21 protein-coding genes are annotated in these 25495 nt (G+C 70.2%); 11 read left to right on the top strand and 10 right to left on the bottom strand.

The window, feature by feature from the left end; translation table 11 throughout:
* The first annotated feature begins 76 nt into the window (after positions 1 to 76).
* The 3 genes from EAT51_RS14500 to EAT51_RS14490 all read left to right on the top strand — a co-directional run bounded on the left by EAT51_RS14500 (position 77) and on the right by EAT51_RS14490 (position 3967).
* Positions 77 to 859, top strand: coding sequence for an RNA methyltransferase (locus tag EAT51_RS14500; RefSeq protein ID WP_130521228.1), 783 nt, complete (start codon positions 77 to 79; stop codon positions 857 to 859).
* Between the two features lie 100 nt (positions 860 to 959).
* Positions 960 to 1844, top strand: coding sequence for a phosphate/phosphite/phosphonate ABC transporter substrate-binding protein (locus EAT51_RS14495; protein ID WP_130521451.1), 885 nt, complete (start codon positions 960 to 962; stop codon positions 1842 to 1844).
* 50 nt (positions 1845 to 1894) lie between these two features.
* The gene (locus tag EAT51_RS14490) at positions 1895 to 3967 is read left to right on the top strand and encodes a putative bifunctional diguanylate cyclase/phosphodiesterase (RefSeq protein ID WP_130521453.1); all 2073 of its coding nucleotides are present in this window, start codon (positions 1895 to 1897) and stop codon (positions 3965 to 3967) included.
* A 26-nt stretch (positions 3968 to 3993) separates the two neighbouring features.
* On the opposite strand, the gene EAT51_RS14485 is transcribed toward EAT51_RS14490, so the two are convergent.
* On the bottom strand, positions 3994 to 4623 hold the full coding sequence (locus tag EAT51_RS14485; RefSeq protein ID WP_228257948.1) for an exopolysaccharide biosynthesis protein: 630 nt from the start codon (positions 4621 to 4623) through the stop codon (positions 3994 to 3996).
* Positions 4604 to 5920, bottom strand: a complete 1317-nt coding sequence (locus tag EAT51_RS14480) for a hemolysin family protein (protein ID WP_130521230.1) — start codon at positions 5918 to 5920, stop codon at positions 4604 to 4606. Before EAT51_RS14480 ends, EAT51_RS14485 begins: the two co-directional genes overlap by 20 nt.
* Positions 5921 to 6194: 274 nt before the next feature.
* On the opposite strand from EAT51_RS14480, the gene EAT51_RS14475 reads away from it, so the two are divergent.
* The 4 genes from EAT51_RS14475 (at position 6195) to EAT51_RS14460 (ending at position 9854) form a co-directional block, all read left to right on the top strand.
* Positions 6195 to 6821 carry a DUF47 domain-containing protein gene (locus tag EAT51_RS14475; protein ID WP_130521232.1) on the top strand — a complete coding sequence of 209 codons (627 nt, stop codon included), beginning with the start codon at positions 6195 to 6197 and terminating at the stop codon, positions 6819 to 6821.
* 108 nt (positions 6822 to 6929) lie between these two features.
* Positions 6930 to 8054, top strand: coding sequence for an inorganic phosphate transporter (locus tag EAT51_RS14470; protein WP_130521234.1), 1125 nt, complete (start codon positions 6930 to 6932; stop codon positions 8052 to 8054).
* Between the two features lie 521 nt (positions 8055 to 8575).
* Positions 8576 to 8923 (top strand): MGMT family protein, encoded by a 348-nt coding sequence (locus EAT51_RS14465; RefSeq protein WP_130531725.1) that lies wholly within the window; start codon positions 8576 to 8578, stop codon positions 8921 to 8923.
* A 265-nt stretch (positions 8924 to 9188) separates the two neighbouring features.
* Positions 9189 to 9854 (top strand): rhomboid family intramembrane serine protease, encoded by a 666-nt coding sequence (locus tag EAT51_RS14460; RefSeq protein ID WP_130521239.1) that lies wholly within the window; start codon positions 9189 to 9191, stop codon positions 9852 to 9854.
* 72 nt (positions 9855 to 9926) lie between these two features.
* Here EAT51_RS14460 and EAT51_RS14455 read toward each other — a convergent pair whose 3' ends face one another.
* Positions 9927 to 11954 carry a M13 family metallopeptidase gene (locus EAT51_RS14455; RefSeq protein ID WP_130561775.1) on the bottom strand — a complete coding sequence of 676 codons (2028 nt, stop codon included), beginning with the start codon at positions 11952 to 11954 and terminating at the stop codon, positions 9927 to 9929.
* 168 nt (positions 11955 to 12122) lie between these two features.
* On the opposite strand from EAT51_RS14455, the gene EAT51_RS14450 reads away from it, so the two are divergent.
* A complete protein-coding gene (locus EAT51_RS14450) occupies positions 12123 to 12749 on the top strand; it encodes an alpha/beta fold hydrolase (RefSeq protein WP_165422718.1) in 627 nt (208 codons plus the stop codon).
* A 98-nt stretch (positions 12750 to 12847) separates the two neighbouring features.
* Here EAT51_RS14450 and EAT51_RS14445 read toward each other — a convergent pair whose 3' ends face one another.
* The 3 genes from EAT51_RS14445 to EAT51_RS14435 all read right to left on the bottom strand — a co-directional run bounded on the left by EAT51_RS14445 (position 12848) and on the right by EAT51_RS14435 (position 18931).
* On the bottom strand, positions 12848 to 14974 hold the full coding sequence (locus EAT51_RS14445; protein ID WP_130561773.1) for a M13 family metallopeptidase: 2127 nt from the start codon (positions 14972 to 14974) through the stop codon (positions 12848 to 12850).
* A gap of 72 nt (positions 14975 to 15046) precedes the next feature.
* A complete protein-coding gene (locus EAT51_RS14440; RefSeq protein WP_165422720.1) occupies positions 15047 to 17164 on the bottom strand; it encodes a M13 family metallopeptidase in 2118 nt (705 codons plus the stop codon).
* Between the two features lie 126 nt (positions 17165 to 17290).
* A complete protein-coding gene (locus EAT51_RS14435; protein ID WP_165421991.1) occupies positions 17291 to 18931 on the bottom strand; it encodes a sensor domain-containing diguanylate cyclase in 1641 nt (546 codons plus the stop codon).
* Positions 18932 to 19054: 123 nt separating this feature from the next.
* On the opposite strand from EAT51_RS14435, the gene EAT51_RS14430 reads away from it, so the two are divergent.
* The 3 genes from EAT51_RS14430 (at position 19055) to EAT51_RS14420 (ending at position 21980) form a co-directional block, all read left to right on the top strand.
* Positions 19055 to 20650, top strand: coding sequence for a phytoene desaturase family protein (locus EAT51_RS14430; protein ID WP_425478243.1), 1596 nt, complete (start codon positions 19055 to 19057; stop codon positions 20648 to 20650).
* Between the two features lie 107 nt (positions 20651 to 20757).
* A complete protein-coding gene (locus tag EAT51_RS14425) occupies positions 20758 to 21210 on the top strand; it encodes a DUF2214 family protein (RefSeq protein WP_130521254.1) in 453 nt (150 codons plus the stop codon).
* Between the two features lie 71 nt (positions 21211 to 21281).
* Positions 21282 to 21980, top strand: a complete 699-nt coding sequence (locus EAT51_RS14420) for a hypothetical protein (protein ID WP_130521256.1) — start codon at positions 21282 to 21284, stop codon at positions 21978 to 21980.
* Positions 21981 to 22026: 46 nt separating this feature from the next.
* Here the strand turns inward: EAT51_RS14420 and EAT51_RS14415 are convergent, their stop codons facing one another.
* The 4 genes from EAT51_RS14415 to EAT51_RS14400 form a co-directional block, all read right to left on the bottom strand.
* Entirely contained in the window at positions 22027 to 23076 is a 1050-nt protein-coding gene (locus EAT51_RS14415; RefSeq protein WP_130561771.1) for a L,D-transpeptidase, read from the bottom strand.
* Positions 23077 to 23110: 34 nt separating this feature from the next.
* Positions 23111 to 23875: a murein L,D-transpeptidase catalytic domain family protein gene (locus EAT51_RS14410; protein ID WP_425478246.1), complete on the bottom strand. Its 765-nt coding sequence runs from the start codon at positions 23873 to 23875 to the stop codon at positions 23111 to 23113.
* Between the two features lie 136 nt (positions 23876 to 24011).
* Positions 24012 to 24791: a queuosine precursor transporter gene (locus EAT51_RS14405; RefSeq protein WP_130521261.1), complete on the bottom strand. Its 780-nt coding sequence runs from the start codon at positions 24789 to 24791 to the stop codon at positions 24012 to 24014.
* Positions 24788 to 25459, bottom strand: a complete 672-nt coding sequence (locus EAT51_RS14400; protein WP_130521263.1) for a DUF502 domain-containing protein — start codon at positions 25457 to 25459, stop codon at positions 24788 to 24790. Before EAT51_RS14400 ends, EAT51_RS14405 begins: the two co-directional genes overlap by 4 nt.
* Between the last annotated feature and the right edge of the window lie 36 nt (positions 25460 to 25495).

Here is a 25495-nt window from a genome sequence, read left to right as displayed (position 1 = left end):
ACCGCCCTCGGCCGCGGGCCCTGTCCTGGGGTGTGCGGGGAGGACGGATGAGGGCGCGAACACCTAAAATCGCGGCATGGACACCATCGATTCCAGCGCCGCCGCGCGCATCCGCTTCGTGCTGGTCGGCACCCAGCATCCCGGCAACATCGGCGCCGCCGCGCGCGCGCTCAAGACCATGGGCCTGGCCCAGCTGGTCCTGGTGCAGCCGGAGAAGTACCCGCACGAGGAGGCCTTCCGCCGCGCCGCCGGCGCGGACGACCTGCTGGCCGATGCGCTGGTCACCGACGACCTGGCCGCCGCGCTCGCCGACTGTCAGCTGGTGCTGGGCTGCACCGCGCGCAGCCGCCGGGTGCAGCTGGAGGAGCACAGCCCGCGCCAGGCGGCCGCACAGCTGGCGCGGGTCGCGCGGCAGGCGCCGGTGGCGCTGCTGTTTGGCCGCGAGCGTACGGGGCTGACCAACGAGGAGCTGCAGCTGTGTCACGCGGCCGTGCATATCGATGCCAACCCCGATTACAGCTCGCTCAACCTGGCTGCGGCGGTGCAGGTGCTGGCCTACGAGACGCGCCTGGCGCTGCGCGAAGCCCAGGACACCAGCCCGCCGGCGGAAGCGGACCAGGCCGATCCCGGCGCCGCACCGGCCACGCACGCCCAGCTCGAGGGCTTCTTCGCCCAGCTGGCGGACACGCTGGACCAGGTCGACTTCCACAAGGGCCGCGCGCCCGAATCGGCCATGCGCAAGCTGCGCCGCCTGTATCTGCGCGCGGGCCTGGACGAAAAGGAAGTGCGGCTGCTGCGCGGCATCCTGGCCGACTGCCAGCGCATGGCGCGTCTGGCCGGCCAGGCAGGAGCCGCGTGATTGTCCGGTGATGTCAAAGTCAGCTAGGCTGACACGTCTCCATTGCGGAAGTCCCCGTTTGCGCTACTGGCTCCTTGGCGTGCTGCTGGTGTGTGCGGCGATGGCGATGCCCCTGCGGGCCGCCCCGGCACCGGGTGAGGACGATCCGCACGTGCTGGTGCTGGGACGCATCAGCGACAATCCCAAGGCCCATTACGCCCAGCTCAAGCCGCTGCTGGACTACGTGGTGGCGCGCATGGGCGATGTCGGCATCACCGGCGGCCGCATCCTGATGGCGCGCGACGCACGGCAGATGAGCAGCTACCTGCGCCGCGGCCGGGTGGACTGGGTCACCGAGACCTCGGGCACCGGCGTGGAGCTGCAGCGCCGTACCGGCGCGCAGCCGCTGCTGCTGACCGAGCGCGGCGGCGCCAGCCTCTATCACACGCTGATCTTCGCCCGGGCCGACTCGGGCCTGACCTCGCTGGCCGATCTGCGCGGCAAGTCGATCGCGCTGCAGGGCGTGGGCTCGACCAGCTCCTACATCGTGCCGGCCTCGATGCTGCTCGATGCGCACCTGCCGCTGGAAATCCTGCTCTCCCCGCGCGACCGGCCCGACGCGCAGTCGGTCGGCTACGTGTTCGCGCGCTCGGAGTTCAACATCGCCGCCTGGGTCGACAAGGGCATGGTCGAGGCCGGGGCGCTGAACGATCTGGACTGGAACGACGAGCGGCGCATGCCGCTGGCCTTCCGCCGCAACATGCGCGTGCTGGCGCAGTCCCCCGACTTCCCGCGCGCGCTGGAGATGGTCCGGCCGGGTCTAGCCCCGGCGGTGCGCGAGCGCCTGCGCCAGGTGCTGCTGCAGGCCGCGCAGGATCCGCAGGCGCGCGATGCGCTGAAGCGCTTCTTCGGCACCACGCGCTTCCTCGAATTGGATGCCCCGGCGCTCAAGGCGCTCGAGCATGTGCGCCAGGCCGGCGCCCGCGTGCGCGAGCAGGTCGAGTGAACCTGAGCCGGCGCACCCGCTTCGGCCTGCAGACCCAGCTTTCGCTGGCGATGGGCGTGACGCTGCTGATGATCGTGCTGCTGCTGGCGGTGCTGCTGCAGCGGCAGCACGCCATGCAGCAGGAGGTCGATGCGCTGGGCCGCCAGGCGGTGCAGTCGATGGCCGCCGAAGGCCTGACGCGCCGCGGCAGTGCGATGGCCGAGCAGCTGGCCGATTCGCTGGCCAACCCGATGTACTACTCGGACCTGGACGCCATCGGCGTGCTGGTGCGCGAGGCCACCCTGCAGCCGGACGTGGCCTATGTGCTGGTGTTCGACGAAGCCGGCAACGTGGTCAACGACGGCTCCTGGGACATGGCCTCCTACGGCCAGCCGATGCGCGACCCGCTGGCCGCCCGCGCCCTGGCCAGCCGCGCGCAGCTGACCCAGTGGACCGAGAAGGTGGTGGAGATCTCCCGGGTCGTCGAGCTGGGCGATTCGCGCCTGGGCGGCGTGCGCATCGGCTACTCGCTCGATTCGGTGCGCGCCAGCGAGGAGCGCGCCTCCAAGCTGCTGCGCGAGCGCCTGGAGGCGCTGGGCCGGCGCCATGCCGGCTGGATCGTGATGCTGCTCGGCGCGCTGCTGCTGGTCGGCGTGGGCATGGCCTGGTACGTGCAGCGCACGCTGGTCAGGCCGATCCGCGCGCTGGCGCAGTCGGCGCGCGCGATCGGCGTGGGCGACTACGACGTGCCGCGCCCGGTCAGCGCGCGCGAGGACGAGGTCGGCGAACTGGTGCGCGCGTTCTCGGAGATGAGCGACAGCATCTCCCGGCACGACAAGGACGTGCGGCGCATGGCCTATACCGATGCGCTGACCGGGCTGGCCAATCGGCTGGCGTTCCGCGAGAGCCTGGATCACCGCATGCTGCTGGTGCGCGGCGGTGGCCGCCAGCTGGCGCTGCTGTTCGCCGACATCGACGACTTCAAGCGGGTCAACGATTCGCTGGGCCACGAGGCGGGCGACGAGGTGCTGGTGCACTTCGCCACGCGCATCCGCGAGGTGGTCGAGCGCCTGGGCGGCGACGAGGCGATGGTGGCGCGCTTCGGCGGCGACGAGTTCGTGATCCTGATCCAGCACGGCGACGTGCGCGCGGTGGCCGCCGCGCTGGCCGAGGCGATGGTGCAGTCGCTGGGCGAGCCGCTGATGGTGCAGGGCCGGCAGGTGTTCCTGGGCACCTCGGTGGGCATCACCCTGTTCCCCGAGGACGCCGCCGGAGCCACGACGCTGATGAAGAACGGCGATGTGGCCATGTACCAGGCCAAGATGGCCGGCAAGAACTGCTACCGCTTCTACAGCCGCGCCATGGACCAGGCGGTGGAGCGGCGCGTGCGCATGGAATCCGAGCTGCGCGGCGCCTGGGACCGCGACGAGCTGAGCCTGGTCTACCAGCCGATCTACCGCTTGGCCGACAACCGCATCGTCGGCGCCGAAGCGCTGCTGCGCTGGCACCACCCCGAGCTGGGCGCGGTCTCGCCGATGGTCTTCATCGACGTGGCCGAGCAGAGCGGATTGATCGAACAGATCGGCCCGCGCGTGCTGCGCGCGGCCTGCGCGGCGGCGGCGCGCTGGAACGGCATCGCCAGCGGCGAGGCGCCGTTCGTGTCGGTCAACGTCTCCCCGCGCCAGCTGCGCAGCGGCGATCTGCCCGAACTGGTGGCCGAGGTGCTGCGCGAGACCGGTCTGGCCGCCGGCCGCCTGCACCTGGAGCTGACCGAGACCGCGGTGATCGGCGACGAGGCCCATGCCAGCAAGATGCTGGCCAAGCTGCATCGCGCCGGGGTCAAGGTGTGGCTGGACGACTTCGGCACCGGGTTCTCGGGCCTGAGCCATTTGCGCCGCGTGCCGGTGGACGGGGTCAAGATCGACCGAAGCTTCGTGGCCGACCTGCAGCGCAACCACGACGATCTGGCGCTGACCAGCGCGATCATCGCCATGGCCCATTCGCTGGGCATCGCGGTGGTGGCCGAGGGCGTGGAGAAGCAGGGCCAGTTCGACCTGCTGCGCGAGCGCGGCTGCGACCTGGCGCAGGGCTACTGGCTGGGCTACCCCCTCAATGAAAGCGAGTTCGTGCAGCTGCTGGCCTGAGCGTTCCGGGATCCCGCTCAGCGGGGCTAGAACAGCCGCTGCACCTGATGGATCACCATGTGCGCCAGATTGCCCGAGGCCACGCCGAACACCGCGATCGCCACCGCGCCCAGCATCCAGGCCGCCAGCAGCAGCATGCCGTCGCGCTCGAGCAGGGCGAAGACATAGAGCAGCAGGAGCAGGCCGAACAGGTAGTTGGTGAACGGGATCGGCAGCGCCAGCAGCACGCCCAGCAGCAACAGCAGCAGGCCGGTGAAGGCACTGGCCAGGCGGCTGTCGAGCATGCCGGGCCAGCGTGGGCGGACGACCTTCTCCAGCCAGCGCAGCGGCTTGGCCAGCGCGTCGCGGAAGCGCACCACCGAGTGCCGCATCGGGCCGCGGATGGCGATGAAGCGCGGCAGCCACGGCTTGCGCAGGCATAGCAGCAGCTGCGCGCCGACCAGCATCACCAGCGGACCGCTCAGGCCCCCGGCCACGCCGGGGATGGGAATGAAGGAGGGCAGCACGCCGATGAACAACAGCATGCCGAAGGCGCTCTGCTGGAGATCGGCCAGCAGGTCCACCAGGCGCAGGCGTTCGTTCGGATCGCCGCGGGCCATCTCGTCCAGCAGACTGCGCGTGGTGGCGGCCCCCGACTCAGCCGACGATGTCGTCATCGTCGGCGTCGTCCAGCTTCTGCAGCAGCAGCTTGTCCACGCGCGCGCCGTCCAGGTCCACCACCTCGATGCGCCAGCCGGCCCATTCGAAGTGCTCGCCCACGTGCGGGATGCGGCCGAAGTGCTCGATCACCATGCCCGCGGCGGTGTAGTAGTCCTCTTCCTGCTCGTCGGGCAGGGCCACGCCGCCGAGCAGCTCGCGCAGGTCGTCGGTGGACAGCGAGCCGTCGATCAGCAGCGAGCCATCGTCGCGGGTGGTGACCAGGGCCTTGGGATCGGGATTCTCGGCCATCTGGTGGTGGCGGCCGACCACCGCGTTCATCAGGTCGCTCAGGGTCACCATGCCCTGGATCTCGCCGTACTCGTCCACCACCAGCGCCAGGGACTGCTGCTCCTCGCGCAGGATCTCCAGCAGCTTCATGGCATGCGTGGACTCGGACACGAACAGCGCCTTGCGCAGGTCGGTGAACAGCTCCGGCGAGTGGTCGGCGATGCGGTCCAGCAGCGACTTGACCTCCAGCACGCCGACCACGTCCTGGTCATTGTGGCGGTAGACCGGGAAGCGCGAGTACTGCGATTGCCGCATGGTCTGCAGGTTCTGCTCGTAGGGCGCGGCGATGTCCAGCCAGACGATGCGCTTGCGCGGCGTCATCAGGCTGTCGGCGGTGCGGTCGCCCAGGCGCAGCACGCGGTTGACCATGTTGCGTTCGTCGTCGTCGATCACGCCCTGCTCGTGGCTCTCGCTCACCAGCATGCGGATCTCCTCTTCGGTGACCGCCTGGCGCGCGTCGTCCTTGATGCCCAGCAGGCGCAGCACGGCGCGGTTGATCGCGCCGAGCAGGGCCACGATCGGCTTGGAGATGCGCAGCAGCCCGGTCAGCGGCAGGGCCACGACCGCGGCGATCTTCTCGGGGTTGGTCAGCGCCAGGCGCTTGGGGATCAGCTCACCGAAGATCACATAGCCGGCGGTGATCAGGGTGACCGCGGTGGCCACGCCGATGCGGGCGTTGTACTGCGCCAGGCCCGGGAACCAGCCGTCCAGCCAGCCGGCGATGATCGCGCCGATGGCATCGCCACCGAACACGCCGCCCAGGATGCCGATCAGGTTGATGCCGATCTGCACGGTGGACAGCAGGTTGTCGGGATGCTCGGCCAGGGCCAGCGCCGCGCGCGCGCCGCGGCTTTCGATCGCCTGCTGCTTGAGGCGAAGCTTGCGCGAGGTCATCAGCGCCATCTCCGACAGGGCGAAGAAGGCGTTGAGGGCGATCAGGAACAGGACGGTCAGCAGCTCGAGCACGGCTTGCCCTCCACATCAGGTGACAGGGCGGAACGTGTCCGGCGGATGGCCGCGCGGGCGGCGGGGGGATAAGGGTCGTCGTCCATAAGATGCGCCCCGTACAGGGCGCCGGCGCAGTCTAGCAAACCCGACGTGAGTGCCAATAACGACGGTAAGGCAATCGGATCAAGGACTTGCGCCCAGCTGACAAGCTTGTTGCTGCCCGGCCGAAACGAAATTGTCATAATCGCGCCCTGATGGCCGTCCCTCCCGCGACGGTGGGTGCGAGCGACGCATGTTTTCCCTGCAGACGATTTTCGGTTCCGGCCAGCAGTTCTATACCCTGCTCGACGAGGCGGCCGACGCGGCCCACGAAAGCACCCAGGCGCTGCACGCGATGATGAAGAGCAGCGACCGCCAGCCGGCGCTCAACGCCTTCAAGCTCGCCCGCCAGCGCGAGCGCGCGGCCTCGGACAAGATCGGTCAGGCGCTGGTGGACAGCTTCATCACCCCGATCGAGCGCGAGGACATCGAGGCGCTCGGCTCGGCGCTGCACAAGATCCCCAAGCAGGTGGAGAAGTTCGCCGACCGCTATTCGCTGGCGATCAAGCACCTGGAGCAGATCGATTTCGCCCCGCGCGCGGCCATGCTCGAGCAGGCCGCCGGCGTGGTGAAGGACATGGTCGACGTGCTGCCCAAGATGAACCTGGATCGCACCACGGCGCTGTACGAGAAGCTGCGCGCGCTGGAGAACGAGGCCGACCGGCTGATGCTGGAACTGTACCGGGACATTTACTCGGGCCGCCTGGACTACCTGCAGATGTTCCTGCTCAAGGAGTTCTTCGAGATCCTGGAGAAGGCCATCGACCGCTGCCAGGAAGCCGGCGCGGTGGTCTATCAGATCGTGCTGAAGAACTCCTGATCCCATGCGCTCGAACGCCATGCCGCCCGGCTCCGGGACTTCGCACGCCGGCCTCGCCCGCTTGCGCCTGCATCGCCCATTGCGTGCCCCGGCAGGGGAGCGCGCGCCATGCTGACCCTGGTGCTGGTGGTGATCCTGGCCGCGCTGATCTTCGAGTTCATCAACGGCTTCCACGACACGGCCAACTCCATCGCCACGGTGGTCTCCACCAAGGTGCTGGCCCCGGGCTGGGCCGTGGCCCTGGCGGCGGTGACCAACCTGATCGGCGCGCTGACCGGCACCGCGGTGGCGGCCACCATCGCCACCGGCCTGATCGACACCAACGTAGTCGCCGCGTCCTCGCAGGTGATCCTGTGCGCGCTGCTGGGCGGCATCGTCTGGAACCTGATCACCTGGTGGAAGGGCCTGCCGTCCTCGTCCTCGCACGCGCTGATCGGCGGCCTGTGCGGCGCGGCCCTGGCCGCCGCGCACAACAACTGGGACGCGCTGATCTGGTCGGAGAGTGCCGGCACCTGGGTCAAGAACAAGGGCCTGCTGTGGAAGGTGTTCGTGCCGATGGTGACCTCGCCGATCGCCGGCTTCGTGCTGGGCGTGCTGGTGATGCTGCTGCTGTGGGCGATCATCGCCGGCATGGCGCGCGCCGGTGGCACGCTGCGCCGCCTGGCGCGCCCGCGCTGGGTCAATGCGTTCTTCGGCAAGGCGCAGATCGCCTCGGCCGCCTACATGGGCTATGCGCACGGCCACAACGACGCGCAGAAGACCATGGGCATCATCGCCCTGACCCTGATGGGCGCCCAGCAGACCGGCGCGCTGGACGATCTGCCGCCGTGGCTGGCCTTCCTGCATCCGCAGGCGGGCGCCGGCAGCGCCGATGTGGCGCTGTGGATCGTGTTGACCTGTGCGGTGGTGATGGCCGCCGGCACGGCCTCGGGCGGCTGGAAGATCATCAAGACCCTCGGCCACAAGATGGTCAAGCTGCACCCGATCCACGGCTTCGCGGCCGAGACCAGCTCGGCCACGATCCTCACCGTGGCGGCGCATTTCGGCATGCCGGTGTCGACCACGCACAGCATCTCCACCGCGATCATGGGCGTGGGCTTCGCCAAGAATCCGAAGGCGCTGAAGATCGGTGTGATCGAGCGCATCGTGTGGGCCTGGATCCTGACCATCCCGGCCGCCGGGGCGATCGCCTATGGGTTGCTGTGGGGGTTGCAGCGGGTGGGGTGGGCGTAAGCCTGTTGGCCGCTTGTGATTGGAACTGGAAGCCTTGGGGCTTCCCGTTTTTGTTTGAGCGAGGACAACGGCCTTGTACCTTCCACGCGCTTGACGGTGCTTAAGAGCGGTAGCGAAGGCAAAAGCAAAGTCCCTGGATTCCCGCGTTCGCGGGAATGACGATCTGAGGGTTCTGCTTCGGCTCTACAGTTGCTGTTTGCTGTTTGCTGTTTGCTGTTTGCTGTTGCTCTGGCCGTTGTTGTTGCTGTTGTTTTACCTGTCTGAGCCGTAAAGCGAGCCGAGCATCGCAGGAAGACGGGGCCGAAGAGTCGCCCTGTTTGAGCGAAGCGAGTTTGGGCGACGTGCCCCGTCTTCCGAGAAGCGCAGGGGACCGCCGCGCAGCGGCGGCTCGCGTCCCGGCGAGAAGCGGTTTTGGCTACTTTTGACAAGACAAAAGTAGCTCGCGCCCGTAGGCGCGAAAGCTTTTGCTCCAAGAGGGAACAGCACAAGCGCCCAAGCACGACAGGGCTAAACTCCAGCCCATGCCCCCCGACCTCTCCACCCCCGAAGCGCGCGCCACGGCCATCCTCCAGGCCATCCGCGCCGTGCCGGCAGGCCAGGTGGCGGGCTACGGCGAGATCGCGCGGCGGGCCGGGCTGCCGGGCCGGGCGCGGCTGGTCGCGCAGGTGCTGCGCAAGCACGGCGCGCCGGACCTGCCCTGGCATCGCATCCTGCGCTCGGACGGCTCCATCGCCTTCGAGGAAGGCAGCCGCGGCTGGCGCGAGCAGAGCCAACGGCTGCGCGCCGAAGGCGTGCGCGTGGTCAAGGGCAAGGTGGTCGGCCAGCAGGCCGCGGCCAGCGTGGACGAGCAGATCTGGGGCATCGGCTGAGTCCAGGCGCCGCGCCTTCTTCCCGGCCACCCGGCAGTACTGGCTGACCTCGTCCTGGCTGACCTCGTCTTACGCGGGGCTGGCCCTCGCGTGCAGAGGACACACCGCGCGTCTCGAGCCGCTGTCGCGAAGGGCGCCACCGTCGGCGCGACGCATGCCCAAACGACGGTCCGGCCCGGCCCTGGCACCCCACAGGCTTGCGCGAGCGCTCAGCCGGCCGCGCGTATCATGCGTCCCGCTTCCCACTCCCGCTTCGAGGCCTTCGATGTTTCCGCGACTGCAGCCTGCGACCCAGGCGCTTCTGATCGCCAATGTGGCGATGTTCCTGCTGCAGATGGTGATGCCCGATGCGCTCACCGCGCGGCTGCTGCTGTGGCCGATCGGGGCGGGCCAGTTCTACGACGGGGCCGGCTTCATGCCCTGGCAGCTGGTCACCGCCGGCTTCATGCATGCCGGGCTGCCGCATCTGTTCTTCAACATGCTGGCGCTGTGGATGTTCGGCTCGGCGCTGGAGATGGTGTGGGGGCAGAAGCGCTTCTACACCTACTACCTGGTCAGCCTGGTCGGCGCCAACGTGCTGCAGGTGATCGTCGGCACGCTGCTGCTGATGCAGGGCCAGCCGCCGGTGCCGGTGCTGGGCGCATCGGGCGCGGTCTTCGCGCTGCTGCTGGGCTACGGGATGCTGTTCCCCAACCAGCGCATGATCGTGTTTCCCATCCCGATGGAGATCAAGGCGCGCACGCTGGTGATCATCTACGGTGCCGCGGAGCTGTTCTTCGCCTACACCGGGCGCCAGCCGGGCGTGGCGCATTTCGTGCACCTGGGCGGCATGCTGTTCGGCTGGCTGCTGATCCGCTACTGGCGCGGGCAGCCGCCGTTCAAGCGCGGCGGTGGGCGCGGCGGCAACTCGCGCTTCCGCGTGGTGCGATAGCGCCAGGCGTAGATGCAAAAGAAAAACGCGGCCCGAGGGCCGCGTTTTTCATTGCTCAGGAAGCGAAGCCGCTCAGCGCCAGATGCCGATCTGCTCGGCCGCCGGGCGCACCATCGGATTGCCCGCCTTGCACTCGAAGGTCGCACCGAACTCCGGCTGGTTCTGCAGCGTGGCATCGCTGCGCACGGGGCCGGGGGCATGGGTGTCGCTGGCCTGGCGCAGCGTGGCTTCCTGCGGGGCGACCTGCTGGGCCCACAGCTGCGACCAGCTGCGGAAGAAGGTCTGCTTGGCGCCCGGGTTGGCGGCCGGCTGGGCGGCGCTGAAGGCGTCCCAGGCCAGCTCCACGCCGGACAGGTCGGCCAGGTCTTCGTCTCGGGTCAGCGTGCCGTTGACCTTGGTGGCGGTCAGGCCCGGGTAGGCATAGCCGTTGTACTGGCTGGTCACCCGCGCGCCCAGGGCAGTCCAGGCGGTCACATCGGCCGGAGTCCACCAGTCGCGCAGCTGGCCGCTGGCGTCGATCATGCGGCCCTTGGCGTCGAAGCCGCGGGTCATCTCGTGCCCGACCAGCGAACCGAACGCGCCGTACAGCGCCGACACATCGCGCTTGGCGTCGAACACCGGCGGCTGCAGCACCGCGGCGGTGACGATCAGGCGGTTCTGAGCCAGGTCGTAGGCCAGCGCCGGCTGCTGCGGCAGCACGTTCCAGCGGCGCTCGGCGTTGCCGCGACCGATGCGCTTCATCTCCTCGCGGTGGCGCCAGGTGCTGGCGATGAGCATGTTGCCGCCGAAGCTGCCGCGGCCCATCGGCTGCACGGTGTAGTCCAGATCGCGCTTGGGCGCGCCGATCTCGATATCCAGCTTGGCCAGCTTGGCCTTGGCCTCGGTCTTGGCCTGCGGGCTCATCCAGGCGTTGCGGTCCAGGGCGCGATCCAGCGCGTCGCGCGCGCCCTTGGCGATGGCATCGGCCTGCTCGCGGGTGGTCTGCGGCAGGTAGCGCGCGGTGTATTCGCGGCCCAGCATCGGGCCGGCGGCGGTGTTGATCGCCTCCAGGACCGACACCCAGCGCTCGTCGGGCTGGGTCTTTCCTTCCAGCACGCGGCCGCGGAAGTTGTAGGACGCATCGCGCCAGGACTTGGCCAGGTACGGCGCCATGGCATCGCCCACGCGCCAGCGCAGGTAGGCCTTCCACTGCTCCGGCGGCAGGCTCTTGACCAGCGTGTCCAGCTGCGCGAACAGGTTGGGGTCGGCCAGCGAGACGGTGTCGTCCTTCACGCCCTGGGCCTGCAGGAAGTCGGCCAGCTGCAGCGCCTTGTACTGCTTCTTCAGGTCGGCGACCGGGACCGGCGCGTAGTTGTTGAACGGGTTGGCCAGCTGCTCCAGCGGACGCGAGGCGGTGGCCAGGCGGGTCTCCAGGTCGATGACCTGGGCGGACTGCGCGTCGAGCTGGTCGGCCGGGGTGCCGGTCAGGGCCAGGATCTGCTTGACGTAGGCGCGGTAGCGGCCCAGCAGCTCGCGCGTGGGCGCGTCGCCGCGGGTGTAGTAGGCCGGGTCGGGCAGGCCCAGGCCGCCCTGCATGAAGTAGCCGATGTGGCGGTCCAGTGCCTTCAGATCCACGTCCGGGCTGAAGTTGAACGCCACCGGGATGCCGACCTGGTGCAGGGCCGCGATGGCGGCCGGCACGTCCTTGTTCTTCTTGATGCCGTTGATGCGGTCCAGCAGCGGCGCGATCGGCTTGGCGCCGTCGGCCTCGACGGCCGCCTCGTCCAGGCCGCTGGCCCAGAAGTCGCCCAGCAGCTTCTGCACGTTGCCCTGCGGGGACTGCATGGCGCCGTCCAGCAGCGCCTTCTGCTGCTGCAGGCTGTAGTCGCGCATGTTGCCCAGCGCGGAGATGGCGCCCACGCCGGCCGGCAGCGGGTTGGCCTTGAGCCAGTCGGCGTTGGCGGCGGCGTAGAAATCGGTGCACTCGGCGCTGACCGCCGGTGCCTTCTTGGCGGGAGCCTTCTTCGACTTCTTCTGGGCGAAGGCATCGCCGCTGCCCAGCGCGACGAGCAGGGCCAGGGCGAGCAGGGAGGGCGTACGGGCGTGGCGCAAAGGCGTCATCTTGAGACTTCTAGGTGGTCGAAGGCGCGGATTCTAGCAATGCGCCGCCCGGCGCTACGGTGAAAGATGCGGTTGGGTTCATGGAGCCCTCCATTTCAGCGCTCGGCGACCCGATCCCACCGGCATGGAGCTCGGATAATCTGTCGGCAGCGTCAGGCGAGCATGTTCATGCGGCAGTCGGTCTTCACCTCCAGCACGTCCGCGATGCAGGCCCTGGTCTGGGTGCCGTCGTCCGGACCGACGCCCACGCGGACGCTGCTCTATCTGCACGGGGCCGGCGGCTTCGGCAGCGGGCTGGCCGGGCTGTTCGAGCATCCCGATCTGCCGAGCCTGCTGCGCGATGGGCTCGAGATCGATGCCCGCGTCGTGGTCCCGAGTTGCCATCTGGGTACGCAGTGGGAGCTCGCTGTGCTGTGCCGATTCCTGGAAGACCTGGAGGCCGCGCACGGCCGGCCATCGCAAGGGTATGACGTGGTGGGATACAGCCGCGGCGGGCGTGGGGCGCTGGCCTTCGCCGCAGCCCACCCCGAGCGCGTCCGCAGCGTCGCCAGCATTGCCGGGCCGGAGGTCACCGAGCTGGTCGCTCGCCTGACCCACCGGCCGCTCCTGTTCTGTCACGGGCTCGCGGATCCCAAGACACCTGCCGCGCAGGTGCGGCGGATGCATGAAGCGGTGCTCGCCCAGGGCGGCGACAGCCATCTGATGCTGGTGGAGGGCGACCATTTCATCGTGGCGGACCTGTTCCGCGCCGGCCGCATCTTCCAGTGGCACAGGAGCCTCGAAGAAGCACGGTGATGCGTCCCGGCTGGGGCGCTTGGAGAAGCGCGGGCCCAACAAAGCGAAGGCCCGGACGAGCCGGGCCTTCGGTGCAGCGTTGAAGCGGTGACGCAGGCTTACCAGATCACCACGCGCTTGTCGTCCGGGCGGACCATCGCATCGCCGGCCTTGCACTGGAAGGCGCTGGCGAAGGCCGGCATGTTGGACGGGGCGGCGATGGCGCGCAGGGACATCGGCGCGTGCGGATCGGCGTTGAGGTAGACGATCGCCTGCTTCTCGCGCACCGCGCCGCGCCACACGCGGGCCCAGTTGAGGAAGAAGCGCTGGTCCGGGGTGTAGCCGTCGATCTGCTTGCCGGCCTCTTCCGGGTGCTGCTTCAGCGCGGTCTGCAGCGCGTCGTAGGCCACGTTCACGCCGCCCAGGTCGGCGATGTTCTCGCCCAGGGTCAGCTGGCCGTTGACGTGCAGGTCCGGCTTGCCTTCGATCGGGGAGTAGGCGTTGAACTGGTCCACCAGCTTCTTGGTGCGCTCCTCGAATTTGCTGCGGTCTTCCTTGGTCCACCAGTTGACGTTGTTGCCGGCGCCGTCGAACTGGCTGCCTTCGTCGTCGAAGCCGTGGCTGGCCTCGTGGCCGATGACCGCACCGATGCCGCCGTAGTTGAGCGCGTCGTCGGCCTTGGCGTCGAAGAACGGCGGCTGCAGGATCGCGGCCGGGAAGTTGATCGTGTTGTCGGTCGGGTTGTAGTACGCGTTGACCGTCTGCGGGGTCATGCCCCATTCCTTGCGGTCGGTCGGCTTGCCGATCTTGGCGATGTCGTACTGGTAGTTGAACTTCTGCGCGGCCTGCAGGTCGCCGTAGTAGTCACCACCCTTGATCTGCAGCCCGGCCCAGTCGCGCCAGGTGTCGGGGTAGCCGATCTTGGGCAGGAAGGTATCCCACTTGGCGATCGCCTTGGCCTTGGTCTCGGCGCTCATCCAGTCCAGGTTCTCGATGCGCGCCTTGAGCGCGTTGCGCACGTTGTCCACCAGCTCGGTGGCGCGGGCCTTGGCTTCCGGGGTGAACACCTTGGCCACGTACAGCTGGCCCAGGCCCTCGCCCATGGCGTGGTTGACCGAGCCCAGCACGCGCTTCCAGCGCGGCTTCTGCTGCGGCTGGCCGGACAATGTCTTGCCCCAGAAGTCGAAGCTGGCGTCGGCGAACGGCTTGCTCAGCGCGTTGGAGGCGCCATCGATGGCGTGGAAGCGCAGGTAGGCCTGCCACTGCGCGGTCGGCGCGCTGACCAGCAGCTTGTCGAACTGGGCGAAGAACTTGGGCTGGGACAGCGAGAAGCCCTGGTCGATGCTCACGCCCTGGGCGTTGAAGAAGTTCTCCCAGGAGAAGTGCGGGGTGACCTTGTCGGCCTGCGCCACGGTGACGAAGTGGTACTGGTTCTTCGGGTCGCGTGCATCCACCGGCGAGAGCGTGGCGGCGGCCAGCGACTTCTCCAGGTCGAAGACCTGCTGGGCCTGCGCCTTGGCCGCATCGGCCGGCGTGCCGGTCAGCTCGAAGGACTTGGCGATATAGGCCTGGTAGGCCTCGCGGATATCGGCGTACTTGGGATCGGTGTAGTAGTCCTTGGTCGGCAGGCCCAGGCCGCCCTCGTTGGCGTAGGCGATCTGCTTGTCGGCGTGCTGGAAGTCGGCGCCGGCGCCGAACTCGAACACCTGGCCGTCGCCCTGCGCGTAGCGCTCGACGATGTACTTGGCCACGTCCTGGTTGGTCTTCAGCCCGGCGATGGCGTCCAGGGTCGGCTGGATCGGGGTATAGCCCAGCTTGTCGATGGTGGCCTCGTCCATGCCCGCCGCGTACAGCGCGCCGATCTTGTGCTCGACGCTGTCGCTGGCCGCGCTGGTGTTCTTGGCCGCGGCCTCGACCAGCTCGTGCTGGGTGTTGAGGCTGGTCTCGGCCAGCGCGTTGAACGCGCCCCAGCTGGTGCGATCGTCGGGGATCGGGTTGGCCTTGACCCACTTGGCGTTGACGAAGCCGTTGAAGTCGTTGCAGGCGTCGATGTTCTTGTCCAGCTCGGACACGTCGAAGGACGGAGTGGCCGGCGCGGCGGCGGCCGTGGCCGGCGGCGGCGCGGAGGCGGCCGGCTCGGCGGGCTTGTCCTGCTTGCAGGCGGACAGGGCCGTGGCGACGGCCAGGGACAGGGCGATCAGTTTCGGTGCGTTCACGTCGTTGGACTCACAGCCCGCAAGGGGCATTGGAAGGTGCCGCTTGGGCACGAAGAGGGCGAAGAAGCGAGGCGCCTGCGCGCCTCGCCGTGAGGGAAGGGGCTACCAGATCACCACGCGGTGCGCGTCGTCGCGGACCATCGCATCGCCGGCCTTGCAGGCGAAGGCGGCGGCGTAGGCCGGCATGTTCGATGGCGCGCCGATGGCGCGGAACTGGGCCGGGGCGTGCGGGTCGGTCTTCAGGCGCACGGCCAGCTCCTCCGGCTTGAAGTTGCGACGCCACACCGTGGCCCAGTTGAGGAAGAAGCGCTGGTCCTGGGTCAGGCCATCGATCTTGGGATCCTCCTTGCCGGCGTTGGCCGCCTGCATCGCGTCGAAGGCGGTGTTCAGGCCGCCCAGGTCGGCGATGTTCTCGCCCAGGGTCAGCTGGCCGCTAACCTTGCCCTGCGGGGTGGTGTAGCCGTCGAACTGGGCGATCAGCGCGGCGGCGCGCGCCTTGAAGGCCTGGAAATCCTGCTGCGTCCACCAGCCCGGATCGTCGATGAAGTTGCCCGACGGCCCGAAGCGGCTGCCCTGGTCGTCGTAGCCGTGGGTCATCTCGTGGCCGATCACCGCGCCGATGCCGCCGTAGTTGAGCGCCGCGTCGGCCTTGGGATCGAAGAACGGCGGCTGCAGGATCGCGGCCGGGAACACGATCTCGTTCTGCTGCGGGTTGTAGTAGGCGTTGATCGTCTGCGGCGTCATGCCCCACTCGGTGCGGTCCACCGGCTTGCCGATCTTGGACAGCTCGTAGCGGTAGTTGAACGTCTGCGCGGCCAGCACGTTGCCGATGTAGCTGTCGCGGCTGGTATGCAGGCCGGACCAGTCGCGCCACTTGTCCGGATAGCCGATCTTGGGCGTGAAGGTGTTCCACTTCTCGATGGCCTTGGCCTTGGTCGCCTCGCTCATCCAGTCGAGCTTCTCGATGCGCGCCTTCAGCGCGGTGCGCAGGTTGCCCACCAGCGTTTCCATCTGCGCCTTGGCCTCTGCCGGGAAGGCGGCCTTGACGTACAGCTGGCCCAGGGTCTCGCCGGCCTGGCGGTTGAGCGTGGCCAGCACGCGTTTGGGCAGCGGACGGATCTGCTGCTGGCCGCGCAGGGTCTTGTTCCAGAAGGCGAAGTGCTCATCGACGAAGGGCTGGCTCAGGTACGGGCTCGCGTCGTCGATGGCGTGGAAGCGCAGGTAGGCCTGCCAGGTCGCCGGGGCGGTATCGCCCAGCATCGCCGAGACCTCCTGGTGGAAGGCCGGGATGGCCAGCGAGAACTGCTTCGGCGCGGCCACGCCCTGGGACTTGAAGAACGCGCTCCAGGACCAGTTGGGGGTGAGCTTGTCGGCCTGCTCCAGCGTGACCGGGTTGTAGGACAGCTTGGCGTCGCGCGAGAGCTCGGTGCTGGTCTTGGAGACCTTGGCCAGGCGCGTCTCGAAGGCGATGACCTCGCCGGCCTGCGTGGCCGCGGCCTGCGCGGGGACGCCGGCCAGCTCCAGCGTGCGGGCGATGTGCGCCTGGTAGGCCTGCAGCTTGGCCTTGTTGTCGGCCTTGGTGTAGTACTCCGGATCGGGCAGGCCCAGGCCGCCCTGGAAGGCGTAGGCGATGTTGACGCTGGAGTCCTTGAAGTCCGGGCTGGCGCCGAAGCCGAACAGCGGGTTGCGCCCGGCCGCCGCTTCGCTGCGCAGGTAGTCGGTGATGCGTGCGGTGTCGCTCAGCCCGTCGATGGCGGCCAGCGTGTCCTTGAGCGGGTCCAGGCCCTGCGCATCGATCTTGGCCCGGTCCATGCCGGTGGCCCAGAAGTCGCCGACGATCTTGGTCACGCCCGTAGCGTCGGTGCCGGCGGCGGCCTGTTCGGCCAGCTGCTGCTGCACCGCTTCCGAGCGCTCGCTCAGCACCTCGAAGCTGCCCCAGCTGGTGCGGTCGGCCGGCACCGGGTTGGCGGCCAGCCACTTGGCGTTGGCGTAGGCGTTGAGGTCCTTGCACGCCGCATCGGCCGGGCCCAGGTCGGTGGGCTGGAAGGCGTTGAACGCCGGCAGCTTGGAGACATCCACGGCCAGGGCCGGCCGGGTGGCCGGCGCCGCGGCGGCGGGCGCGCCCGCCTCGGTGGCGGGTGCGGTGGGCGGGGCCTTGTTGCAGCCTGCCAGGGCGGCGGCGATGGACAGGGACAGCAGGAGCGGGGTCTTCTGGGACAGGTTCACTGGGGCTTGCGTTCGGGACTGACGATGCCGGTGGCCCCCACGGGGGAGGGCAAGGGGGCGACTGTAGCTCGCCGGTCGGGGAGGCGCGGGGTGTCGAAGGTCATGGCCCGCGCCGCCGCTTCAGCGTGCGAAAGGCTCGCGCACGGCCACCAGGTCGCGGGTGGCGCGCAGCAGCAGGTCGGCGCCCTGCAGGTCCTCGGCCTGCAGGCTGGCCAGGCCCATGCGCAGGGGCTGACCGGCGGTAGCCGGGCCGGCGCGGCCCGGGCGGCCCTCCAGGTCGGCCTGCAGCGCGGTGGCGACCAGCGCGGCCACATGCGCCTGCGCGCCGCCCAGCAGCGCGGCGAAGCGCCCGGCGTCCACGCGCGCGGCCAGGTCGTGCGGTCCCTGCGCGCGCAGGCGCAGGGCGCCGGCCACGGCGGCGGCCAGTTCGCCGCTGTCCTGGGCCGAGGACGCGCCGGGACGGATCTCGACCAGCAACAGCGACAGCGGCGCACGCCGGCGGCGGGCGCGGCGCACCGCCTGCTCCAGGCGCAGGTCGAAGCCGGCGCGGTTGGCCAGGCCGGTCTGCGGATCGGTCAGGCCGCGCTGGCGCACGCGACGCCAGGCGCGCACGCCGCCAGCGGCCAGGCCGACGGCCAGCACCAGCAGCGCCGGCATCGGCGGGAACCACGCCCCGGCCAGCAGCAGCGCCCAGCACAGCAGCGCGGTCACGCCCACGGCCACGACCATCGGCGCCCACAGCCGCCTCAGGCCGGGCAGGCCCAGCAGCAGCAAGGGCAGGGTGACCAGCATGATCGACAGCAGCGCCTGCGCGCCGACCGGCATCGGCCAGATGGCGTTGCCTTCCAGCAACCGCGCCAGCGCATTGGCCTGGACGTCGAGCGCGGGCAGGGTGCGCCCGCCGGGCGCGCGCAGGCGCTCGGTGGGCGCGTCGGGCCGGCCGACCAGCGCCACGCGTCCGGCCAGCGCGTCGGCGCCCACTCGGCCGTCCAGCACGCCGGCCGCCGAGACGTGGGCGATCCGCGTCTGCGCATCGGGGTAGGGCAGCAGCACGGTCTGGCTGCGCACCCAGTGCGCCTGTGCTGGCCAAGCGGCAGGCGGCGCGGCGTTCGCTGGGCTCGTTGCGGCCGGCGTGCGGGCATCGCGCCCGGCCAAGGCCGCGAGCGCGCTGGCGAAGGCGGGCCAGCGCGCGCTGCCCAGGCCGGCGCGCAGCGGCAGGCGCCGGGCGATGCCGTCGCGGTCGACCTCGACGTCCACATGGCCCAGCCCGGCGGCGGCCTGGATCAGTTCGCCGGCCGGCAGCAGCGCGGTCGCCGGCTGCGGCGCCGGCGGCAGGTCCGGCACCACCGGCAGCACGACCGCGCCGTTGCGGGCGATCGCCTCGGCCAGCAGCGCATCGCCCTGCGGATCGAACAGGCTCGGCTGGGCCAGCAGCAGCTGCAGCCCGACCGCGCGGGTGCCGGCGGCCGAGAGCCGGTCCACCAGCGCGGCCAGTTCGCGCCGCGGCCAGGGCCAGGGGCCGAGCTGGCGCTCGCTGTCCGCATCGATGGCGATCACCACCACCCGCGCATCGGCCGGCCGCACGCGCCCGGCGGCCAGGGCGTCGAACAGTGCGGCATCCAGCGGTGCGGTGACCTGCGAGACGGTCAGCAGGACCACCAGCGCCGCGGCGCCCAGCGCCGTCAGCAGGCGCGCGCCGACGCCGGCGCGACCGGCCAGCCACCGCCGCGCGCCACGGCTTGGGACGGAGCGCGTGTTCACGCTACGCTGGATCTTCCGTTGGGGATCGGCATGTCCGGGGGCCTCGCGCGGGGTGTCCCACGATCGGCACGAGTGTATGCAGGCCAGCCACAAACTGTACAAGCCGTCACGGATTTGCGCCGCGTGAGCCCGCCGCCCTGCGACGTGCTGCTGGTCGGCGGTGGCCACAACGGCCTGACCTGCGCGGCCTATCTGGCCCGCGCCGGTCTGCGGGTCACCGTGCTGGAGCGCCGCGGCGTGGTCGGCGGCGCGGCGGTGACCGAGGAGTTCCATCCGGGCTTCCGCAACTCGGTGGCGTCCTACACCGTCTCGCTGCTGCAGCCGCGCGTGATCGAGGACCTCGACCTGCGCGGTCACGGCCTGCGCATCGTCCCGCGCCGGTGCGGCAATTTCCTGCCGCTGCCCGATGGCCAGTACCTGCTCGCCGGCGCCGGCCAGACCCAGGCGCAGGTGGCCAAGTTCTCCGCGCGCGACGCGCAGGCCCTGCCGGCCTACGAGGCACGGCTAGAGGCCATCGCCGACGTGCTGCGCGCGCTGGCGCTGCAGCCGCCGCCCAACGTCACCGACGCGGGCTGGTGGAAGGCGCTGCCCGAACTGCTGCGCGGCGCCCGGCTCGGGCGCCGGCTGATGACGCTGGACGCGACGCTGCGCCAGGAGCTGCTGGACCTGTTCACGCTCTCGGCCGCCGAGTATCTGGACCGCTGGTTCGAGAGCGCGCCGATCAAGGCGCTGTTCGGCTTCGACGGCGTGGTCGGCCACTACGCCAGCCCGTACACGCCGGGCACGGCCTACGTGCTGCTGCATCACGTGTTCGGCGAGGTCGAGGGCGTCAAGGGCGCCTGGGGCCATGCCATCGGCGGCATGGGCGCGATCACCCAGGCCATGGCCGCCGCCGCGCGCGCGGCCGGCGCCACGATCCGTACCGACGCCGGCGTCGAGGAGGTCCTGGTCGAAGGCGGCCGCGCGGTCGGCGTGCGGCTGCACACCGGTGAGGCGCTGCGCGCGCGCTGCGTGGTGGCCAACGTCAACCCGAAGCTGCTCTACCAGCGCCTGCTGCGCGCCGAGCACGTGCCGCCGGCCACCGCCGAGCGCATGGCGCACTGGCGCTGCGGCTCGGGCACCTTCCGCATGAATGTGGCCCTGGCGCGGCTGCCGTCCTTCAGCGCGCTGTCGGGCGAGGGCGACCATCTCACCGCCGGCATCATCCTGGCGCCGTCGCTGGACTACATGGACCGGGCCTACCTCGACGCGCGGGCGCACGGCTGGGCGCGCGCGCCCATCGTCGAACTGCTGATCCCCTCGACCCTGGACGACGCGCTGGCACCGCCCGGCTGCCATGTGGCCAGCCTGTTCTGCCAGCACGTCGCCCCGCAGCTGCCCGACGGCCGCAGCTGGGACGACCATCGCGAGGAAGTGGCCGACCTGATGATCGCCACGGTCGAGCGCTACGCGCCGGGCTTCGCCGCCTCGGTCCTGGGCCGGCAGATCAAGAGCCCGCTGGATCTGGAGCGCGACTTCGGCCTGATCGGCGGCGACATCTTCCATGGCGCGCTGACGCTCAACCAGCTGTTCGCCGCGCGCCCGGCGCTGGGGCAGGCGGACTATCGCGGCGCGATTCCCGGTCTCTATCTGTGCGGTGCCGGCACCCATCCCGGCGGCGGGGTCACCGGCGCGCCCGGCCACAACGCCGCCCAGGTGGTCATCGGCGACCTGCGTTGACCTGCCGCGAGCGCCGCGATGCGTGCATTTGGTGACAACCGGCACTGCCTGGGATGGCCGGCGGCGTCCAGTATCGGCCGACTCCGCCGGAAGCTGCCGCTATGTGGATGGACTTCGCGCTCGCCGCCCTGCATCACCTGCTGCTGTTCGGCCTGATCGCCATGCTCGTGGCCGAATCGGTGCTGCTGTCGCGGCCGCTGGACGCGGCCGGCGTCGGCCGGCTGCTGCGGCTGGATCGGGGCTATGGGCTGACGGCCGGGCTGCTGCTGGGGGCGGGACTGTGGCGGGTGTTCGGCGGCATCAAGGGCGCCGACTTCTATCTGCACAACCCCTGGTTCCACGCCAAGCTGGGCTGCTTCGTCCTGGCCGCGCTGGTGTCGCTGTGGCCGACGCTGCGCTTCCTGCGCTGGCGACGCGCGCTGACCGGCGATGCCGCCTTCCTGCCGTCGCCGGCCGAGACCGCCCGGGTGCGCGGGGCGATCCGTTTCCAGCTGGGGCTGATCGCGCTGATCTTAGTGCTGGCCGCCGGCATGGCGCGCTACGGCGGACTGCGGGTCTGATCGCGCGCGATGGCCTGGTCTGACGTTCCCGCGCGTTGTCGTGGGAGACCTTTGATGAGACGAGGCAGCGCATGCGAGTGACAGGCATCGGCGCCGCGCTGGCGGTCTGGCTGGCGGTGAGCATGCCAGCCCCGGCCGCCGCGCCAACCCCCATGGCGCATCCCATGCCGCCGCAGGGCTGCCGGCCCGTGGCCGAGCGCACCGGTGAGGTCGGGTGCTGGATCATCGGCGAGCAACCGGTCGACCCCCTGCCGCAGTCGCCGTACTGGCAGATCGACCGCTTCCCCGACCGCGCCAGCGCCGAGGCAGCGCGCTCGCCCAACGGTCTGGTGCTCGAATCGCTGGGCGAGGTCTGGCTGATGACCATCGCCGGCAAGGACTGGACGCCGCCGGCCGGGGCGACGCATCGCGCCAGCATCGGGCCGCTGCCGGTCGATCCGCGCCACGCCTATGCGGCGCAGTACATGGAGGCGGTGTTCACGCCCGGCATGGTCTCGCGCACCCATGTGCACTCCGGGCCGGAAGCCTGGTTCACGCTCAGCGGCGAGACCTGCCTGGAGACGCCGCAGGGCATCGTCCTGGACCGGCCGGGCGACACCGGACGGATCATTCCGGGCGGCCCGCCGATGGCGCTGATGGCCACCGGCGATCAGCTGCGCCGGGGGCTGGTGCTGATCCTGCACGACGCCACGCAGCCGGCCACGACCGTGGTCCAGGACTGGACGCCCAAGGGGCTGTGCGAGGCGCGGCTCAAGCCCGCATCGCATTAGTGCCTGGCGTGGGCTTCGCATTTCGACGCGACGCCCGTCGCCCGCATCAGCGCTCCGGCGGATCGGCGTCGATCACCTGCAGATGCACGCCGGTGGTGCGCGGCAGCACGCTGGCATCGGTGGCCACCAGCACGGTGCCCGGCTGCACCAGCGGCAGCACCTGGGCCTTGAACGCCTCGGGGATCACCACCTGTCGCGCCAGGTCCTCGGGCAGCGGCGCGCCGGCGTCGTCCTCGCTGCCGGGCACGCCGATGCCGATCCATTCGGGCATCGGCGTCGTCGGCGTCACGCTGCCGGCGGCCGGCGGCACATAGCCAGCCTTGACCACATAGGCATGCGTGCCGCTGCGCAGGTCCGGGCCTCCCAGCTTGATGCGCGTGCGTCCGATCTCCACCCCGTCGCGGTAGACGAACAGGATCCGGTCGGTGCGGCTGAGCACCACCGACAGCGGGCCCTTGCTCGCCCGCGAGGGATCCCAGCGCCAGGGCTGGCCGTCCTCCAGCAGGGGCATGTCCACGTCCTTGCCGGTGGACGGGTCGATCGGGCTGAGCGCGCCGGGGTGGACCAGATCGGCGGCCGAATGTCCCGCTTCGGCCACGACCACGACCACGACCATGCCCATGGTCGAGGCGTCGAACAGCTTCTGCGCGAAGCCGGTCGGCAGGTGCACGCAGCCGTGCGATTCGGGATAGCCGGGCAGGCCACCGGCGTGCAGGGCCACGCCGTCCCAGGTCAGCCGCTGCTGGTAGGGCATCGGCGCGCTGTTGTACTTGTTGGAGCGGTGGTCCTTGTCCTTCTGCAGGATGGTGAACACCCCGGTCGGCGTCTCGTAGCCGGCCTTGCCGGTGCTCACCGTGCTCCAGGCCATCAGGATGCCGTTGCGGTACACATAGGCGCGCTGTTCGGTCAGGCTGACGATCACCGCCATCGGCCCGGCGCTCTTGTCATCGCCGGCCCACACCCATTGTCCCGGCTTGAGATCGGCCGCGGCCGTATCGATCGGACGCGACTGTTTGTCTCCCCAGAACGGCACCGCCGCCAGCGCCAGCAGCGGCACCAGCGCGATCAGACTTAATATCTTGGCATAGCGCCGCATCGTGGCCTCCTGGCCATCCGAAGTGGCGATCAGCCTAGCGCGCGGCGATCGCGGTGCCGTGATCGGCCTTGGGCGCGCGCTGCAGGCGCGCCATCGCGCACTGCGCCAGCGACGAGCGGGTCAGCCAGGCCTGCTGCGGGTAGTAGGAGAACACGAACTGGCCGTCCTTCATCACATCGATGATCGGCTTGGCCATCGCCGCGCGCACCGCCGGACAGCCCCAGCTGCGGCCCAGGCGGCCCAGCTTCCTGCCGGCCTCGGCGCTGACGTAGGGCGCGCCGTGCATCACGATCGCGCGGCTCATGGCCGCGTCGTTGAAGCCCGCGTCCAGGCCCTGCATGCGCAGGGAATAGCCGTTCTTGCCCTGGTAGGTGTCGCGCGTGACGAACAGTCCCAGGCTGGAGGCGTGCGTGCCGTCGGCGTTGGAGAAGGTGGTCGGCACATCGCCGCCCGAGCCCTGACCGTGCGCCACCAGCTCCTTGTACAGCAGCTTGTGCCTGGCCAGATCGAACACCCACAGCCGCGGCGTCAGCGAGGAGCGGCTGTAGTCGATCACCGCCAGCCGCTGCGCATTCACCCCGGCGCCGTGGGCCTGGGCGCACTGCATCGCCGACAGGCCCAGCGCCAGCACCTGCGGATCGGCATCCGGCGCCAGCGCGGCCAGCGAGGGCGGCGCCTCGGGGGCGGCAGGCAGGGAAGATGCCGGCAGGGCCGATGAGGCCCCACGGGGCGAGGCGATGGTGGGCGAATGCGCGGCACCGGGCAGCGCAGTGACCAGCGCCACCAGCGCCGGAATCAGGACAGGCTTCATGGCGGGCATTCTAGCGAGCCACGGCGGCGCCTTCCTGACTGGGGGGCGCGGGCTCCTGATCCAGCCGCGCGATGCGCTGAGTGGTGGCGCAAGGTTCGGGGCAGCGCTCGGCCAAGCGGGCGGGTCAGCCCTCGGCCGCTTCCAGCCGCAGGCGCTCTTCCAGCGCATGGCCCAGGTAGGCCCGGATGGCGTGGCGCATCAGGTACAGCAGCGGGATCATCGCCACGGCGGCGAGCATCTTGTAGCCGTAGTTGACGGTGCTGATGGCCAGGAAGCGGGACATGGGCCAGTGCTGGGGGCCGAGTACGAAGGCGATGTAGAGCACCACGAAGCTGTCGACCAGCTGCGAGACGGCGGTCGAGCCGGTGGCGCGCAGCCAGACGTACTTTTCGCCGGTGCGGCGGCGGATGTGGTGGAATACCGCCACGTCGATCACCTGGCCCAGCAGGAAGGCCACGATCGAGCCGCCGATCGACCACAGCCCCTGGCCGAAGATCGCGGCGAAGGCCGCCTGATAGTCCGGCACGCCCTGGGCCTGCGCGGCGCCCACCCACCAGCCGGCGGGCGCAACCTGGATGGCGGCGTAGGCGAACAGGAAGCCGTACACGATCAGCGCCACCGCCACCCACGAGACGAAGCGCACGCCGCGGGTGCCGAAGAACTCGTTGATCGTATCGGTCAGCACGAACACGAACGGCCACAGCAGGGTGCCGACGGTGAAACTCAGCGAGCCGGTCTGACCGAACAGATTCCACTGCAGCGGCGCGATGCCGAGCGTGTCCTCCAGCGCGAAGATCTTGACCCCGATGAACTCGGCCAGCACCGCGTTGACGCACAGGAAGGCCGCCAGCCCGATGAACAGCCGCACCGCGCGGTCATCCAGCGTGCGCGGCGGCGCACTCACGCCAGGCGATCGCCGCGCCGGGTGAACGGCATCGAGTCCGGCGCGATCGCGCCGCCAGAGATGATGAAGCTCATCGCCTGGTCCACCGTCCAGTCGGTGGGGGTGAGCTGGTCCACCGGCACGATTTCCAGATAGCCACCGGTTGGATTGGGCGTGGTCGGCACATAGACGGCCGCCAGTTCGCGGCCGGTGCCTTCCTCGCGCATGACCCGCGTCACCAGCCCGACGGTCTTCATGTCCCGGTGCGGGAAGTCGATCAGCACCACGCGCTGGGTGCTGCCCGGCTTGGTCTGCAGCATGTCCAGCAGCTGGCGCGCGCCGGTGTAGATGGTGCTGGCCAGCGGCACGCGCCGGATCAGCGCCTCGAACCACTGCAGCAGCTTCTGCCCGATCACGCGGCGGGTCAGTACGCCGACCAGCAGGATCACCAGCACGGTGGCGACCAGGGCGATCACGGCCTGGACCCAGGCGCCGGTGAACCAGGGCGCGGCCACCGGGAAGTCGCGGGCGATCTGCTGGGCCAGGGGCTCGATCAGCGGCCGGCTGGCATCGGACAACAGCACGAAGACGAACTTGATCACCACCCAGGTCAGCCAGATCGGCAGCAGGGTGAGCAGGCCGGTCAGGAACAGGCTCTGCAGGGAAGGGCGGGGGGCGGGGGTCGACATGCGCGCATTGTAACGGTGCAGCGCCGCTTACCCCCC

This window comes from Pseudoxanthomonas winnipegensis (genome assembly GCF_004283755.1).
GTDB lineage: Bacteria > Pseudomonadota > Gammaproteobacteria > Xanthomonadales > Xanthomonadaceae > Pseudoxanthomonas_A > Pseudoxanthomonas_A winnipegensis.
This window is presented reverse-complemented; position numbering and strand designations above follow the sequence as displayed.